This window comes from Actinoplanes sp. URMC 104, assembly GCF_051386375.1.
GTDB lineage: Bacteria > Actinomycetota > Actinomycetes > Mycobacteriales > Micromonosporaceae > Actinoplanes.
Genome location: NZ_JBPQTO010000002.1, coordinates 1,038,626 through 1,052,854, shown reverse-complemented (window position 1 = coordinate 1,052,854; position 14,229 = coordinate 1,038,626). Strand labels below are relative to the sequence as shown.

Here is a 14,229-nt window from a genome sequence, read left to right as displayed (position 1 = left end):
AGTTTGTTCTAGTACACACTCTGGCTTGTGGCAGCACAGTATCAGGTGAGCGGCGACAGCGCCGCATCGATTTCCGCGAGCATCGAGGAAGGCGTCCGCACGGGCGTCTGGGAGTTCGGCACGGCGCTGCCGCCGGTCCGCATCCTCGCCGAGTCGCTGCACGTCAGCCCCGCCACCGTCGCCAAGGCCTATCAGGAGCTGCGGCAGCGCGGCGTCGTCGAGACCGAGGGCCGCCGCGGCACCCGCATCCGGTCGCGCCCGCCCGTCGCCGGCCCGCGGTCCGCTCTGCGCCTGCCCGTGCCCGGCGACGTCCGCGATCTCTCGTCCGGTGAGCCGGACGTCCGGCTGCTTCCGCCGCTCGGCCGCGCGTTGCGGGCGGTGGCCGAGACCAACGGCCCCCCGCAGGGATACGCGTCGGCCGCCGCGATGCCCGAGCTGATCCAGGCGGCCCGCCCGCGGCTGGTCGCCGACGGCATCCCGGCCGCCGACGCCGACCTCACCGTCACCTCCGGCACGCTCGACGCCATCGAGCGGCTGCTCACCGCCCATCTGCGGCCGGGCGACGCGGTCGCGGTCGAGGATCCGGGCTGGGCCAACCTGCTCGACCTGCTCGCGGCGCTCGGCCTGCGCCCGATTCCGGTCGCCGTCGACCGGGAGGGCCCCGGCGTCGGGGCGATGGAGATCGCGCTGCAGTCCGGCGCCCGCGCCGCGGTGATCACCGTGCGCGCGCAGAACCCGATCGGCGCTGCGGTCACCGAGCGGCGGGCGCAAGAGCTCCGTGCGCTGTTCGCGCGCCGTCCGGGTGTGCTGCTGATCGAGGACGACCACGCCGCCGAGCTGGCCGAGCAGCCGCCGCACTGCATCGGCCCGGTCACCGGCGTGTGGGCCGTCACCCGGTCGGCGTCCAAGCCGTTCGGCCCCGACCTGCGCATCTGTCTGCTCGCGGGCGACGAGGCCACGATCGCGCGGGTGGTCGGCCGCATGCGCATCGGCTCGGGCTGGGTCTCCACCGTGCTGCAGCGCCTGCTGGTGCACCTCTGGCACGACGACGAGGTCACCCGGGCGGTGGCCGGGGCCGCCGAGGCGTACGGGCTGCGCCGCCGGGCCCTGCGCGAGGCGCTGCGGGTGCGGGGCCTGCACGCCGAGGGCGAGACCGGCATCAACGTGTGGGTGCCGGTCCCCGACGAGACGCGTGCCGTCGGGCTGATGCGCGAGGCGGGTTACGCCGTGGCGCCGGGCTCGCTGTTCCGGCTGTCGTCACCGCCGGGCGTACGGATCTCGATCGGGCCGCTGGACGAGGAGGAGATCCCGGCCCTGGCCGATGCGGTGGCCACCGCCGTACGGCCGCCGTCCTTTGCCGCGCCGACTCGTTAGGGGGCGGGGATGCTTCTTCGCGTTCGTTCCGGGTAGAACCTTTCTCATGCCTAGGACCGAAGCGCCGGTCGGCGCGCAGCAGTGGGTGCCGCCCGAGCCGCGGAGCATCGACGAGCTCAAGTCCGCCGCGGCCGGCTGCGAGGGCTGCGAGCTCTACGCCGACGCTACGCAGACCGTCTTCGGCCGCGGCGCGGCGGACGCGCGCGTCGTGCTGGTCGGCGAGCAGCCCGGCGACGTGGAGGACCAGAAGGGCCTGCCGTTCGTCGGCCCCGCCGGTCGCCTGCTGCGCGAGGCGGTCGACGACGCCGGCCTGGACGCGAGCGACGTCTACATCACCAATGCGGTGAAACACTTCCGGTTCGAGATGCGCGGCAAGCGGCGCATCCACCAGAACCCGGGGCCGGCGCACATCACCGCCTGCCGTCCGTGGCTGGTGTCCGAGTTCTCGCTGCTCAAGCCCGAGCTGGTGGTCATCCTCGGCGCCACGGCCGGCCGGGCGCTGCTCGGTCCGTCGTTCCGGGTCACCCAGCAGCGCGGCCGCCTGATGCCGTGGCCCGCCTCGGCCCAGCATCCGGAGGACTTCCCGGTCGCCGAGATCCAGGCACTGGCCACGATCCACCCCTCCGCCGTGCTCCGCGCGGACGACCGCGAGACCGCCTACCGCGGCCTGGTCGACGACCTCAAGATTGCGGCCTCGGCCGTGAGCTGAGCAGCTGCTCGAGCCCGTCGAGGATGCGGTCGAGGCCGAACCGGAAGGATCGCTCGGGATCGCGGACCGCGTTGTACTCCTGGCCCGCGACGGTGCCGACGCGCCCGGAGATCGGATAGGCGTCGGGCGGCATCAGCCGTTCCAGCACGGGCGCGTTGACGGCCCACCAGTCGGCGTCCGAGATGCCGGACTGCTGGGCCGTGCGGCGGGCGTTGACGTCGGCACGCGCCGAGGCCGACGTGAAGTCGCCGATCACCGTGATGACGTGGTCCATCTCGAGATCCGTGAAGCCGGCGCCCTCGATCGCCGAGAGCTGCCACTCCCACCGGTCCGAGCCGTTCGGCCCGATCCACGGGCGGCTCTGCTCGACCTGGAGCAGCCAGGGGTGCCGGTGGAACTCGTCCCACATCTGCTGCGCCACCACCACGAGCCGTTCGCGCCAGCCGCCCTCGTGCGCCGGCAGCCCGGGCTCGCCCATCACCTCGTCGACCATCAGGCCGATCAGCTCGTCGCGGCTCGGGACGTAGGTGTAGATCGACATCAGCTTGAGGCCGAGCCGGTCGGCGACCTTGCGCATCGAGAACGCCGGTAGGCCCTCCTCGTCGGCCACCGCGATCCCGGCCGCGATCACCTCGTCGACGCTGAACCGCTGCTTCGGCCCGCGCGACCCCTGCGGGGTGCCGAGCACCCGGCGCCACAGCAGGGTGAGGGTGCGGTCGACTTCCTGATCCATGTGACGACACTACCCCGTGGGGTGTACGGTGTTCGCGCGCATCCAATACCGTAAGGCATACGGAGTTAGGAGCAGCGGTGAACCTGGTGGCGAACGGACTACGGAAGAGCTACGGGAACGTACGGGCGCTGGACGGCTTCGATCTGAGCGTGCCGCCCGGCGTGATCCACGGACTGCTGGGCCCGAACGGCGCGGGCAAGACGACGGCGGTCAAGGCGCTGGCCACCCTCGTCGACGTGGACGCCGGCACGGCGCGGGTCGCGGGTTTCGACGTACGGACCCAGGCCGCGCAGGTGCGCAGCCGGATCGGCCTGATCGGACAGAGCGCCGCGGTCGACGAGATCCTCGGCGGCCGGCAGAACCTCGTGATGTTCGGGCGGCTCTACGGCATGAACAAGACGGACGCGCGAGCCCGCGCCGACCGGCTGCTTGAGATGTTCGGGCTCACCGGCGCCGCCGACCGCGCCGTGTCGACGTACAGCGGTGGCATGCGGCGACGGCTCGACATCGCGGCCGGCTTCATCCTGACCCCGGCGGTGCTGTTCCTCGACGAGCCGACCACGGGGCTCGACCCGCGCGGGCGCAACGAGGTGTGGGCTACCGTCCGCGAGGTCGCGGCCGCCGGCACGACGGTGCTGCTGACGACGCAGTATCTCGACGAGGCCGACCAGCTGGCGGCGCGCATCTCGGTGATGAACCACGGCCGGGTCGTCGCGAGCGGCACCCCGGACATGCTGAAGCGCCAGATCGGCGGAGACCGGGTGACCGTCACCATCGCGGCGGACGCGTCGCTCGACGAGGTGGCCGAACGGCTGGCCGCCGCGGTCGGGATCCCGGCCGTGCCCGACGCCGAGACGCGCAGGCTCACGTTCGAGGTCGGCTCCGGAGTCACCGGGCTCTCCGCCGTGGTCCGGGCCCTGGACGAGTGCGGCGTCACCCCGGAGGATCTGGTGCTGCGCCGGCCCACCCTCGACGAGGTGTTCCTCACCCTCACCGACGCTCCCCGGGAGGCTGCGCGATGACCGCCGTACGTGCCGGATGGGTGCTCACCCAGCGCAACCTCGCCCACTGGGCGCGTCAGCCGTGGACGCCGATCTTCGGCCTGATGTTCTCGATCATGCTGCTGCTGGTCTTCGGCTTCCTCTTCGGCGGCGCGATCACCGTGCCCGGCGGCGGCGACTACATCACCTTCCTGCTGCCCGGCATGCTGGCGCTGAGCATGATGTTCGGCGTCGAGGGCACGGCCACCGCGATGGCCGCCGACGCTCGCAAGGGCATCACCGACCGGTTCCGCTCGCTGCCCATCGGCAGTGCCTCGGTGGCGCTCGGCCGGGTCGGCGCCGACCTGGCCAACTCGACGGTGGAGCTGCTGGTGCTGCTCGCCGGCGGTCTGCTGATCGGCTGGCGGATCACCTCGGATCCCGCGTCGGCCCTGCTGGCCGTCCTGCTGCTCGTGCTCTTCCGGTTCGCGATGTTGTGGATCGGCATCTTCGTCGGCCTGAGCTTCCGGGGCGACGGCGCGACGATGGCCGTGCAGGTGCTGGTGTGGCCGATCGGCTTCCTGTCGACGGCGATCGTCTCCGCCGAGACGATGCCGGGCTGGCTGGGCGCGATCGCCGCCTGGAACCCGCTGTCCGCCACGGCGTCGGCGGTGCGGGAGCTGTTCGGCAACCCGACCGGCATCACCGGAGGGCCGCTCGCGGACGCGGCGGTGTGGCTGGCGCTGGGCTGGCCCGTGCTCATCACGGCGGTCTTCCTGCCGCTGTCGGCGCGTGCCTATCGGCGTCTGCGCGGCTGAGGCGACGGCGTACGGCCGCTGGGTACGCTCGGAGGGTGCGGTTGACGGATTTCTGGGCCCGGCTTGGAGAGGCTTTCGGGCCGGCCTATGCGCGGAGCATCGCGGCGGATCAATCTTTTGGGGCGCTCGGCGATCGCACCATTGACAAGGCGATTGCGGACGGTATCGAGACCGCTACTATCTGGCGAGCAGTCGTGGCCGCGTACCCCGATCGGGTGCCCGCTCGCCTGCGATGACCCGTTTTTCGTACACCCGTTCTGGCGTGTCACTCGTTCGTCGTACACCTGTTCGGCTATTGTCCACAACGGCTTCGTTATCCACAGGCCGGAGCAGGGCGGCTGATTTTTGTCATACCCACCGCTTACCTTGTTGCCCGTGGTGAACAGAAGCGCATCGGCGAAGACGCCCGCGAAATCGAGTACAGGGGTGGCGGACATGGTGGCAGGACCTGACCGGGACAAGGCGCTCGATCTGGCGTTGGCACAGATTGACAAGCAGTTCGGCAAGGGCTCGGTGATGCGGCTGGGGGAGCGGCCGGTCGTGCAGACCGCGATCATCCCCACCGGCTCCATCGCCCTCGACGTGGCGCTCGGCGTCGGCGGTCTGCCGCGCGGCCGCGTCATCGAGGTCTACGGGCCCGAGTCCAGCGGTAAGACGACCGTCGCGCTGCACGCGGTCGCCAACGCGCAGCGCAACGGCGGCATCGCGGCGTTCATCGACGCCGAGCACGCGCTCGACCCGGAGTACGCGAAGGCGCTCGGCGTCGACACCGACGCGCTGCTGGTCTCCCAGCCCGACACGGGTGAGCAGGCGCTCGAGATCGCCGACATGCTGATCCGCTCCGGCGCGCTCGACATCATCGTCATCGACTCGGTGGCCGCGCTCGTGCCGCGCGCCGAGATCGAGGGCGAGATGGGCGACAGCCACGTCGGTCTGCAGGCCCGCCTCATGAGCCAGGCGCTGCGCAAGATCACCGGTGTGCTCAACAACTCGGGCACCACCGCGATCTTCATCAACCAGCTCCGCGAGAAGATCGGCGTCATGTTCGGCTCGCCCGAGACGACGACCGGTGGCCGCGCGCTGAAGTTCTACGCCTCGGTCCGGCTCGACGTGCGCCGCATCGAGAGCCTGAAGGACGGCACCGACGTGGTGGGCAACCGCACCCGCGTCAAGGTGGTGAAGAACAAGGTGGCTGCGCCGTTCAAGCAGGCCGAGTTCGACATCATGTACGGCAAGGGCATCTCGCGGGAGGGCTCGCTGATCGACGTCGGCGTCGAGCAGAGCATCATCCGCAAGTCCGGCGCCTGGTACACGTACGACGGTGACCAGCTGGGCCAGGGCAAGGAGAAGGCGCGCGAGTTCCTCAAGGAGAACCCCGACGTCGCCGCCGAGATCGAGAAGAAGATCCTCGAGAAGCTGGGCGTCGGCCAGACCACGGGCGACGCCGCCGGCGGTCCCGAGCTCCCGCCGGTCGACTTCTGATCGAGGTAGGACGTCATGCCGGCCCGACGGGGCGCGCGTTCCGGACGCGGGTGGGACCCCCTCCCGCCCCGTCCCGCCCGCGCCTACGATGAGCACCCGCCCGGCGAGCCCTCCGCCGGCGACGATCCGGAACGCGGCAACGTTCCCACCCGTCGCCGGCGGGCCTCGCCGGGCGGAATCCCCTCGGGAGAAACGGAGCGCTCCGCCTCCGGCGGGCGTCGCTCCGGCGAGCGTGATGGCGGCGGCGAGGCCGCGCGGCCGGCGCAGAGCGAGAGCGACCGGGCGCGGGAGATCTGCCTGCGGCAGCTCGCGGTGCGCCCCCGCACCCGGGCGGAGCTGGCCAAGGTGCTCGTCCGCAAGGAGATCTCCGCCGAGGTGATCGCCGAGGTCCTCGACCGGTACGACGAGGTCGGCATCATCGACGACGCGGCGTTCGCGCGGGCCTGGGTGACCAGCCGGCATCACGGCCGCGGCCTGGCCCGCCGCGCGCTCGCCAACGAGCTGCGCCAGCGCGGTGTCGACGCCGAGGTGGCGAGCGAGGCCCTCGAGACCGTGGACGACGACGAGGAGGCAGCAACGGCTCGCGCCCTCGTCGACCGCAAGCTGCGCACGGCCAACGGACCGCCCGACGCCGTCTTCCGCCGCCTGGTCGGCATGCTGGCCCGCAAGGGCTACTCCGCCGGCGTGGCCATCCGAGCCGTCAAGGAGGCCCTGGCCGCCCGCGACGCCGAGGCGGCCGAGTTCGCCGACCAGATAGACCCCGACGCCCTGGCCTCGGACGCCGACCCCACTTCATGACCGACCTCTGCGGCGGCCCTTGTTGATCGTGTTCGCAGGTGGCGGCGGGTTTCGGCAGACATCGGCGTTCGCCACTGGTTGGTAGCATGCGGTGCTGTGACCGAGCACTCGCAGAGCGGTACGCAGGGCTACGGTCCCTTCCAGGAGGGTGCCGAGCCGACTGCCCCGAGCGGCGCGCGGCGGCCGGGTGACACCGGCACTCCGGGCGTCCCGCGACAGGCCCCGGACGCGCCCGACCCCGCGACTGCCGACCCTGCATCTGCAGGGCCCGCGCCTGCGCCCACTGGGCTGGCGTCTGCCGGCCCGGCGCCCAGCGGCCCGGCGCCCGCTGAGCCTGCAGGCTCCGAGCCGACGCAGACAGTTGGCGTTCCGCAGCAGGCGCGGGAGTCCGCTCCGCCAAGCTTCTATCCGGAGTCGGCAGGTGGCGTCTTCTACCCGGGCGCCCCGGCCAGCGACGCCCCGGCGAGCGGCGCCCCCCACCCGTCGAGTCCTCCCTATCCCTACACGTCGCCTCCGGCAAGCGGCGGCGCACCCGCGTACGGCCCGTTCCAGGCCGGCTCGCCCGGGAGCGACCAAGAACGCTGGGCGGAAACCTCCTACGGCTTCACCGCACCCCCCGGCCGCCGCATCGAACCCTCGCCCCCGCCGGAGCGCAACAAGCTCGTGCTCGGCATCCTGGCGGGCCTCGTGGCGGGACTGCTGCTCTTCGGCACGGGCGGCTACTTCGCGGGCCGGGCCACGGCCCCCGGCGGGGCGGCGCCTCCGAGCCCGGCGAGCGGCGTCTTCGAGCAGAACCAGGCCGCGGTGAACCGGCCCAAGTTCGCCGGCAGCGGGCTCACGACGATCGCCGAGGGGTGGCTGCCGTACCTGTCGGCCTGTGCCCGCAGCGGCACGGTGGGCGGGCCGAGGCTCGGCGCGGGCGAGAAGGTCCGGGTCCGGTGCACGCTCGACGGGATGAGCGCGATCTTCGTGGAGTACGCCTCGACGGCCGAGCGGGATCGGGTCAGGGCCAAGGCCGAGGCGCAGGTGGCCGAGGCCCGTACGCTCACCCCGGGCGTGGCCGCGCCGGCCGAGGGGGCCACACCGTCGGGGCGGACGACGGGCGATTACCTGGAGTACGCGTACCGTCTCACGGAGAGTGGCACCACCCGGACGGTCAGCGGCCTCTGGTGGGACAACACACAGACCCCGGTCGCGGGCTACCTGCTGGCGTACTGGAAGGAAGGTCTGGGGGAGAAGTGGGAGCCCATGCGCGATCTCTGGTCCCGGTACGCCTGAATTGCCCAGCGGTGTCGTGAGCTGGGCGTAAGCGATTCCGTGCCCTGAGTCCCGTCCCCGGCCGAATCATGGATCCTTGACCGAAGTGCCACTCGCGACCTAGCCTCGCGTTACACAAGGTTTGTTCGACCATCGCAAGCAACACGCACAACATAGATCGCATTACATTACGGCATCACTTGTAACCAGCAAGCAGCCAGCACAGAGGGCCCCCGAGGGCCCGCCATAGCGGCGCTCGGCACCGTTGTACCCGTGGAGGGCGGCGGTCCGATGACGCCTGCGGTCTTCTTGCCTTGGTCGGCATCCCGCAGCAGGAGGCCCGCGCGCCCAGCGCGCCGGGCGGCGAAGGGAGACGCGGCGAGATGACCGCCCTGGTCTGGGTGCTGGTGGTGGCGATCGTCGTGCTGGCGGTCGTCGTGGTGGCCGGCATGCTGCTCGGCGCCCGCGCGCTGCGCCAGCTGCGCGTCCGGGGGGACGCCGCGGGTCAGGACCAGGCCGTGGTCGACGACGCGCTCGCCAAGGTCGAGGACGCGAACGCCAAGGTCGAGGACGCGAACGCCAAGGTCGACGACGCCAACGCCAAGGCGGCTTCCGTGCGGGCCGAGGCCGCCGCCGCCAAGGCCGAGGCCGGCGCCGCCCGCGCCGAGGCCCGCCGGGTGCTCGAGGCCGCGCACAGCGAGGCCGACACGATCCTGGAGCACGCGCACCGCCAGGCCGAGGCCGACGCCGAGCAGGTCCGCGCGGCCGCCCGCCGCCAGGGCGAGCGCGAGGTCGCACTGCTCAACACGACCGCCAAGGAGCAGGCCGCCGAGGTCGAGCGCCGCGCCGCCCGCATCGACGAGCGCGAGCGCCAGCACGCCGACGAGGTGGAACGTCTGGTCGAGCGCGAGCGCCGCCTCGCGACCATGGACGCCGATCTGGCCGCCCGCGAGGCCGCGCTGGCCCGCCGCGAGGCCGAGCTCGCCGGCATCGAGGAGGCGAAGCGGCGCGAGCTGGAGCGGATCGCCGGCCTCACCGCCGACGTGGCCCGCGCCGAGCTGGTCGAGAACATCGAGGCCCAGGCCAAGCGCGAGGCGGCCATCCTGGTCCGCGACATCGAGAGCGAGGCGAAGAGCACCGCCGACAGCCGCGCGCGCCGGATCGTGGTCGACGCCATCCAGCGGATCGCCAGCGAGCAGACCGCCGAAAGCGTGGTCAGCGTGCTCCACCTGCCCAGCGACGAGATGAAGGGCCGGATCATCGGCCGCGAGGGCCGCAACATCCGGGCGTTCGAGTCGGTCACCGGCGTCAACCTGATCATCGACGACACCCCCGAGGCCGTCTTGCTTTCCTGCTTCGACCCGGTGCGCCGCGAGGTCGGCCGGCTCACCCTCGAGAAGCTGGTGCTGGACGGGCGCATCCACCCGCACCGCATCGAGGAGGTCTTCGACAGCGCGAAGAACGAGGTCGAGCTGCTCTGCGACCGAGCCGCCGAGGAGGCCCTGGTCGACGTCGGCATCACCGATCTGCACCCCGAGCTGGCGAAGCTGCTGGGCCGGCTGCGGTATCGCACCAGCTACGGCCAGAACGTGCTCAAGCACCTGGTGGAGACCGCGCACATCGCCGGCATCATGGCCGCCGAGCTGGGCCTGGACGTGCCGTCGATGAAGCGGGCCGCGTTCCTGCACGACATCGGCAAGGCGCTCACCCACGAGGTCGAGGGCAGCCACGCGCTGATCGGCGCCGACCTGGCCCGCAAGTACGGCGAGTCCGACGACGTGGTGCACGCGATCGAGGCGCACCACAACGAGGTGCAGCCGCAGACCATCGAGGCGGTCCTCACGCAGGCAGCGGACGCCTGCTCGGGCGGGCGCCCGGGGGCGCGGCGGGAGAGCCTGGAGGCGTACGTCAAGCGTCTGGAGCGCATCGAGGAGATCGCCGCGAGCAAGGTGGGCGTCGAGAAGGTCTTCGCGATGCAGGCCGGGCGCGAGATCAGGGTGATGGTGCGCCCGGACGACATCGACGACATCGGCGCCGCGGTGCTGGCCCGCGACGTGGCGAAGCAGATCGAGGAGGAGCTGACCTACCCGGGGCAGATCCGGGTCACGGTCGTGCGCGAGTCACGAGTCACCGAGCTCGCTCGTTAGCCCCAGCTGCTCGCGCAGGATGTCCGCGTGCCCGCAGTGCTGGGCGTGCTCGCGCAGCATGTGCAGGTAGACCCAGCGCAGCGGGATCGGCCCGCGCCGGTTGCCCGGCAGCTTGTCGTCGAGTTCCAGGGACTCGACCGCGCGGCGCGAGTCCGCGCAAGCGGCCAGGAACGAGGCCCGTACGGAAGCGATCGTGTCGGAGTCGTCCAGCAGGAACGACTCGTCCGGGTCGGCCGGGATGCCGATCTCCGCACGGGAGCGTCCGGTGACGGCCTCGTCGAACCACACCCGCTCGACGAACGCCGCGTGCTTCACCAGGCCCAGCAGCGTGGTCCGCGACGGCACCAGGGAGCGCCGCACCTGCTCCTCGGTGAGGTCGTCGAGGCAGTCGTGCAGCGCCTTGCGGTGCTCGTCGAGGAAGGCCTCGAACTGGGCGCGTTCCGGCTGGTTGATGACGTCGTCCGCGGAGATCATGACGGCAGCATGTCAACCGTGGCGGCCCCGGAGCAAGCCGGGACCTCCACGGGGACGTCACAGTGCGCCGCCGCCACCACCGCCCAGGCCGGGCTCGATGGCGACCTGCTGCACGGCGGCTCCGGGGGAGCGCGGCGCGCGGCCCTTGCGTCGCGTACGGCGGCTCAGCCAGCCGGCGAACGCGGTGAGCGCCGAGTTGACCAGGATGTAGATGACGGCGGCCACGATCGCCGCCTGCACCACGTTGCCGAAGTTCGCCGACAGGTTGTTGACGCCCAGCTGCAGCAGCTCGCTGAACGAGATGATGTAGCCGAGCGCGGTGTCCTTGACCAGCACGACGAGCTGGCTGACGATCACCGGCAGCATCGCGCGGGCCGCCTGCGGGATCAGCACGTGGGTCATGACCTGCGTCTTGCGCATGCCGATGGCGTACGCGGCCTCGCTCTGCCCCTTGGGCACCGACCGCACGCCGGCCCGGAACGCCTCGGCCAGCACCGACCCGTTGTAGAGGGTCAGGCCGATCACCACGGCCCAGAAGATCGACATCGGCTGCTCGGTGAGGAACGGCACGCCGAAGAAGATGAAGAACATCAGCAGCAGCAGCGGCACGGCCCGGAAGAACTCGACGATCGCGCCGGCCGGCCATCGCACCCACCAGTGGTCGCTGAGCCGCCCCACGGCGAAGATCACGCCGAACGCCAGCGACAGGACCATGGCGACCGCCGCCGCCTCGAGCGTGTGCTGCAGCCCGGGCAGGATGTAGTCGGTCCACGTGCTGGACTCGGTGAACGGCTTCCACAGGTCGCCCGCCCACTGGCCCTTCTCGTCGAAGCGCGAGTACACCCACCACAGCAGCGCGAGCGCCCCCACGCCGAAGACGACGGTGAGGACGAGGTTGCGGACCTTGGCCCTGGGTCCGGGGTGGTCGTAGAGGACGGCGTCCGTACTCATCGCTTCACCGCCAGACGGTTGGCCAGCCAGCCGAACGCGTAGCCGGTGGGGATCAGCACGACCGCGAACGTGCCGGCGAAGACCAGGAAGATCGGGATGACCTGGTCGCCGTTCGCGTTGATGAGGTCCTTCATCGCGTTCGACGACTCCATGAGGCCGATCGTGCCGACGATCGTCGCGTTCTTGCAGAGCGCGATGAGGATGCTGCCCAGCGGCGCGACCACGGCGCGTCCGGCCTGCGGCAGGACGATCATCGTCAGCGTCTGCCGGAACGTCATGCCGATCGCGCGGGCCGCCTCGGCCTGACCGGCGGGGACCGTGTTGATGCCGGAGCGGATCGCCTCGCAGACGAACGCCGCGGTGTAGACCGCCAGGCCGACCACGCCGAGCCAGAAGTTGTTGAGGTTGATGTCGTCGGAGAGCGACAGCCCCAATGTCGAGAAGAGACCGAAGTAGCAGAAGAAGATGATCAGCGTGAGCGGCGTGTTCCGGAAGATGTTGACCCACGCGGTGCCGAAGGCGCGCAGCACCGGGACCGGCGACACCCGCATCGCCGCGAGCAGCACGCCGAGCACCAGGGCGCCGGCGCCGCCCGCGAGGGTCAGCTTCAGGATCCAGAGGAAGCCGGTGACGTACACGTCCCGGTTCAGGGGGTCGGAGAAGACTTCCATCGGCACCTTCAGGCAAAGAAGTCGGCGGGGCCGGTATCGCGGCCCCGCCGAATCATGAAGTGATCAGCTGCAGTTGGTGAGCTTCGAGGCGTCCAGCTCGGGCGCCGCCTTGCCGCTCTTGCCGAGCGTGTCGTCCCAGGCCTTCTTGTACGACCCGTCGGTCGCGGCCGCCTTGAGGATGTCGTTGATCTTGTTGCAGCCGTCGGTGTCGTCCTTCTTGACGCCGATGCCGTACGGCTCCTCGCTGAACGGCTTGCCGACGACCTTGAACTTGCCCGCGTACTGGTCCTGTGCGGCGTAGCCCGCGAGGATGATGTCGTCGGTGGTGACCGCGTCCACCTTGCCGCCGGCCAGCGCCGTCACGCACTTGGAGTACGAGTCGAACTGCTGGAGCTGGGCCTGCTTGTAGTCGGTCTGGATGCGCTTGGCAGGCGTCGAGCCGCTCACCGAGCAGACCCGCTTGCCGGCCAGCGACTCCGGTCCGGTGATCGTCGAGTTGGTCGGGACGAGCAGGTCCTGACCGGCGATGTAGTACGGCCCGCCGAAGTTGACGACCTTCTTGCGGTCGTCGTTGATCGTGTACGTCGCGACGACGACGTCGACCTGGCCCTGCTGGATGTACGGCTCGCGGTTGGCCGACACCGTGGTCTTCCACTCGATGCCGCTCTCCGGCACGCCGAGGCCCTTAGCGATGATCTTGCCGATCTCGATGTCGAAGCCGGCGTAGGTGCTGCCGGTCTGCAGGCCCAGGCCGGGCTGGTCGGCCTTGACGCCGATCACGAGCTTGCCGCCCTCGGCCTTGCCGATGATGCCCTTGGCGCCGCTGCTGCCGCTGCCGCTGCCCTCGTCGTCCCCGCCGCACGCGGCCACCGCCAGCGCCATGGTGAGCGCTCCGAACGTCGCGGCCAATCGGGTGATGCGCATGATGTCGCTCCTCGCTTGTCTCGGTCTTATGGACTCAGTGCGTGAGGATTTTGGAAAGGAAGTCCTTGGCGCGGTCGCTCTTCGGGTTGGCGAAGAACTCCGCCGGGGGAGCGGACTCGACCAGCTGGCCGTCGGCCATGAAGACCACGCGGTTCGCGGCGTGCCGGGCGAAGCCCATCTCGTGGGTGACGACGACCATCGTCATGCCCTCGCGGGCCAGCGAGGTCATCACCTCGAGCACCTCGCCGACCATCTCGGGGTCGAGGGCGCTGGTGGGCTCGTCGAACAGCATCGCCTTGGGCTGCATGGCCAGGGCGCGGGCGATGGCCACGCGCTGCTGCTGACCGCCGGAGAGCTGCGCGGGGTACTTCTCCGCCTGGTTGCCGATGCCGACACGGTCGAGCAGCGCCATCGCCCGGTCGCGCACGACCGCCGGCTTCTCCTTGCGCACCTTGACCGGGCCCAGCATGACGTTCTGCAGGATCGTCTTGTGGGCGAACAGGTTGAACGACTGGAACACCATGCCGACCTCGCTGCGCAGCTGCGCGAGCGGGCGTCCCTCGGCGGGCAGCGGCTTGCCGTCGAAGACGATCGTGCCGTCGTTGATCGGTTCGAGCCGGTTGATCGCGCGGCACAGCGTGGACTTGCCGGAGCCGGACGGTCCGATCACGACGACCACCTCGCCCTTGGCGACGGAGAGGCTCACGTCGTCGAGAACGTGCAGCGGCCCGAACCACTTGTTGACCTTGTCGAGGACGATGAGAGCCTCGTCGGACACTGCTGGACCACCGTCCCTGTTCAAGCGGATCACCCGGATGGGCACACTCTATGTGGGCCCTTGTATCGGTTCACACCGAGAATGGTCACGGAGCGGTAACACAGCGAGTGCGAGGCGGGGGCATTGTCCACCA

The 14,229-nt window shown here is 70.9% G+C and carries 15 protein-coding genes; 9 read left to right on the top strand and 6 right to left on the bottom strand.

Features of this window, described 5'->3' with window-relative positions; translation table 11 throughout:
- Positions 1 to 27 precede the first annotated feature (27 nt).
- Positions 28 to 1,374, top strand: coding sequence for an aminotransferase class I/II-fold pyridoxal phosphate-dependent enzyme (locus tag ACSNN8_RS05850; protein ID WP_436647393.1), 1,347 nt, complete (start codon positions 28 to 30; stop codon positions 1,372 to 1,374).
- Positions 1,375 to 1,420: 46 nt separating this feature from the next.
- Entirely contained in the window at positions 1,421 to 2,083 is a 663-nt protein-coding gene (locus ACSNN8_RS05845; protein ID WP_436647392.1) for a UdgX family uracil-DNA binding protein, read from the top strand.
- Here the strand turns inward: ACSNN8_RS05845 and ACSNN8_RS05840 are convergent.
- Positions 2,055 to 2,816 (bottom strand): TetR/AcrR family transcriptional regulator, encoded by a 762-nt coding sequence (locus ACSNN8_RS05840; RefSeq protein ID WP_436647391.1) that lies wholly within the window; start codon positions 2,814 to 2,816, stop codon positions 2,055 to 2,057. The genes ACSNN8_RS05845 and ACSNN8_RS05840 overlap by 29 nt on opposite strands.
- A 77-nt stretch (positions 2,817 to 2,893) precedes the next feature.
- Between ACSNN8_RS05840 and ACSNN8_RS05835 the strand changes: the two genes are divergently transcribed.
- From ACSNN8_RS05835 to rny, 7 genes are all read left to right on the top strand, one after another.
- Entirely contained in the window at positions 2,894 to 3,838 is a 945-nt protein-coding gene (locus ACSNN8_RS05835; RefSeq protein ID WP_436647389.1) for an ATP-binding cassette domain-containing protein, read from the top strand.
- Positions 3,835 to 4,614, top strand: coding sequence for an ABC transporter permease (locus ACSNN8_RS05830; protein WP_436647387.1), 780 nt, complete (start codon positions 3,835 to 3,837; stop codon positions 4,612 to 4,614). Before ACSNN8_RS05835 ends, ACSNN8_RS05830 begins: the two co-directional genes overlap by 4 nt.
- A gap of 35 nt (positions 4,615 to 4,649) precedes the next feature.
- Positions 4,650 to 4,850: a DUF3046 domain-containing protein gene (locus tag ACSNN8_RS05825; protein ID WP_436647386.1), complete on the top strand. Its 201-nt coding sequence runs from the start codon at positions 4,650 to 4,652 to the stop codon at positions 4,848 to 4,850.
- 199 nt (positions 4,851 to 5,049) lie between these two features.
- Entirely contained in the window at positions 5,050 to 6,096 is a 1,047-nt protein-coding gene (gene recA / locus ACSNN8_RS05820; RefSeq protein WP_436647384.1) for a recombinase RecA, read from the top strand.
- 15 nt (positions 6,097 to 6,111) lie between these two features.
- On the top strand, positions 6,112 to 6,894 hold the full coding sequence (locus ACSNN8_RS05815; RefSeq protein WP_436647383.1) for a regulatory protein RecX: 783 nt from the start codon (positions 6,112 to 6,114) through the stop codon (positions 6,892 to 6,894).
- A 663-nt stretch (positions 6,895 to 7,557) separates the two neighbouring features.
- The gene (locus tag ACSNN8_RS05810) at positions 7,558 to 8,172 is read left to right on the top strand and encodes a hypothetical protein (RefSeq protein WP_436647382.1); all 615 of its coding nucleotides are present in this window, start codon (positions 7,558 to 7,560) and stop codon (positions 8,170 to 8,172) included.
- A 362-nt stretch (positions 8,173 to 8,534) separates the two neighbouring features.
- Positions 8,535 to 10,298 carry a ribonuclease Y gene (rny, locus tag ACSNN8_RS05805; protein ID WP_436647380.1) on the top strand — a complete coding sequence of 588 codons (1,764 nt, stop codon included), beginning with the start codon at positions 8,535 to 8,537 and terminating at the stop codon, positions 10,296 to 10,298.
- On the opposite strand, the gene ACSNN8_RS05800 is transcribed toward rny, so the two are convergent.
- From ACSNN8_RS05800 to ACSNN8_RS05780, 5 genes are all read right to left on the bottom strand, one after another.
- Positions 10,272 to 10,772 carry a DinB family protein gene (locus ACSNN8_RS05800; RefSeq protein ID WP_436647379.1) on the bottom strand — a complete coding sequence of 167 codons (501 nt, stop codon included), beginning with the start codon at positions 10,770 to 10,772 and terminating at the stop codon, positions 10,272 to 10,274. The genes rny and ACSNN8_RS05800 overlap by 27 nt on opposite strands.
- 57 nt (positions 10,773 to 10,829) lie before the next feature.
- Positions 10,830 to 11,723: an amino acid ABC transporter permease gene (locus ACSNN8_RS05795; protein WP_436647378.1), complete on the bottom strand. Its 894-nt coding sequence runs from the start codon at positions 11,721 to 11,723 to the stop codon at positions 10,830 to 10,832.
- Positions 11,720 to 12,394 carry an amino acid ABC transporter permease gene (locus ACSNN8_RS05790; protein ID WP_436647377.1) on the bottom strand — a complete coding sequence of 225 codons (675 nt, stop codon included), beginning with the start codon at positions 12,392 to 12,394 and terminating at the stop codon, positions 11,720 to 11,722. The genes ACSNN8_RS05795 and ACSNN8_RS05790 overlap by 4 nt, the downstream gene beginning before the upstream one ends.
- A 63-nt stretch (positions 12,395 to 12,457) precedes the next feature.
- The gene (locus tag ACSNN8_RS05785; protein WP_436647376.1) at positions 12,458 to 13,318 is read right to left on the bottom strand and encodes a glutamate ABC transporter substrate-binding protein; all 861 of its coding nucleotides are present in this window, start codon (positions 13,316 to 13,318) and stop codon (positions 12,458 to 12,460) included.
- Positions 13,319 to 13,352: 34 nt separating this feature from the next.
- Positions 13,353 to 14,096 carry an amino acid ABC transporter ATP-binding protein gene (locus tag ACSNN8_RS05780; RefSeq protein ID WP_436647375.1) on the bottom strand — a complete coding sequence of 248 codons (744 nt, stop codon included), beginning with the start codon at positions 14,094 to 14,096 and terminating at the stop codon, positions 13,353 to 13,355.
- Positions 14,097 to 14,229: the final 133 nt, after the last annotated feature.

Excerpts from the sequence above, each read along its gene's own strand:
- ACSNN8_RS05845 (WP_436647392.1), top strand. The coding sequence starts at position 1,421 with ATGCCTAGGACCGAAGCGCCGGTCGGCGCGCAGCAGTGGGTGCCGCCC.
- ACSNN8_RS05840 (WP_436647391.1), bottom strand. The coding sequence starts at position 2,816 with ATGGATCAGGAAGTCGACCGCACCCTCACCCTGCTGTGGCGCCGGGTG.
- ACSNN8_RS05830 (WP_436647387.1), top strand. The coding sequence starts at position 3,835 with ATGACCGCCGTACGTGCCGGATGGGTGCTCACCCAGCGCAACCTCGCC.
- recA (WP_436647384.1), top strand. The coding sequence starts at position 5,050 with ATGGTGGCAGGACCTGACCGGGACAAGGCGCTCGATCTGGCGTTGGCA.
- ACSNN8_RS05815 (WP_436647383.1), top strand. The coding sequence starts at position 6,112 with ATGCCGGCCCGACGGGGCGCGCGTTCCGGACGCGGGTGGGACCCCCTC.
- rny (WP_436647380.1), top strand. The coding sequence starts at position 8,535 with ATGACCGCCCTGGTCTGGGTGCTGGTGGTGGCGATCGTCGTGCTGGCG.
- ACSNN8_RS05800 (WP_436647379.1), bottom strand. The coding sequence starts at position 10,772 with ATGATCTCCGCGGACGACGTCATCAACCAGCCGGAACGCGCCCAGTTC.
- ACSNN8_RS05795 (WP_436647378.1), bottom strand. The coding sequence starts at position 11,723 with ATGAGTACGGACGCCGTCCTCTACGACCACCCCGGACCCAGGGCCAAG.
- ACSNN8_RS05790 (WP_436647377.1), bottom strand. The coding sequence starts at position 12,394 with ATGGAAGTCTTCTCCGACCCCCTGAACCGGGACGTGTACGTCACCGGC.
- ACSNN8_RS05785 (WP_436647376.1), bottom strand. The coding sequence starts at position 13,318 with ATGCGCATCACCCGATTGGCCGCGACGTTCGGAGCGCTCACCATGGCG.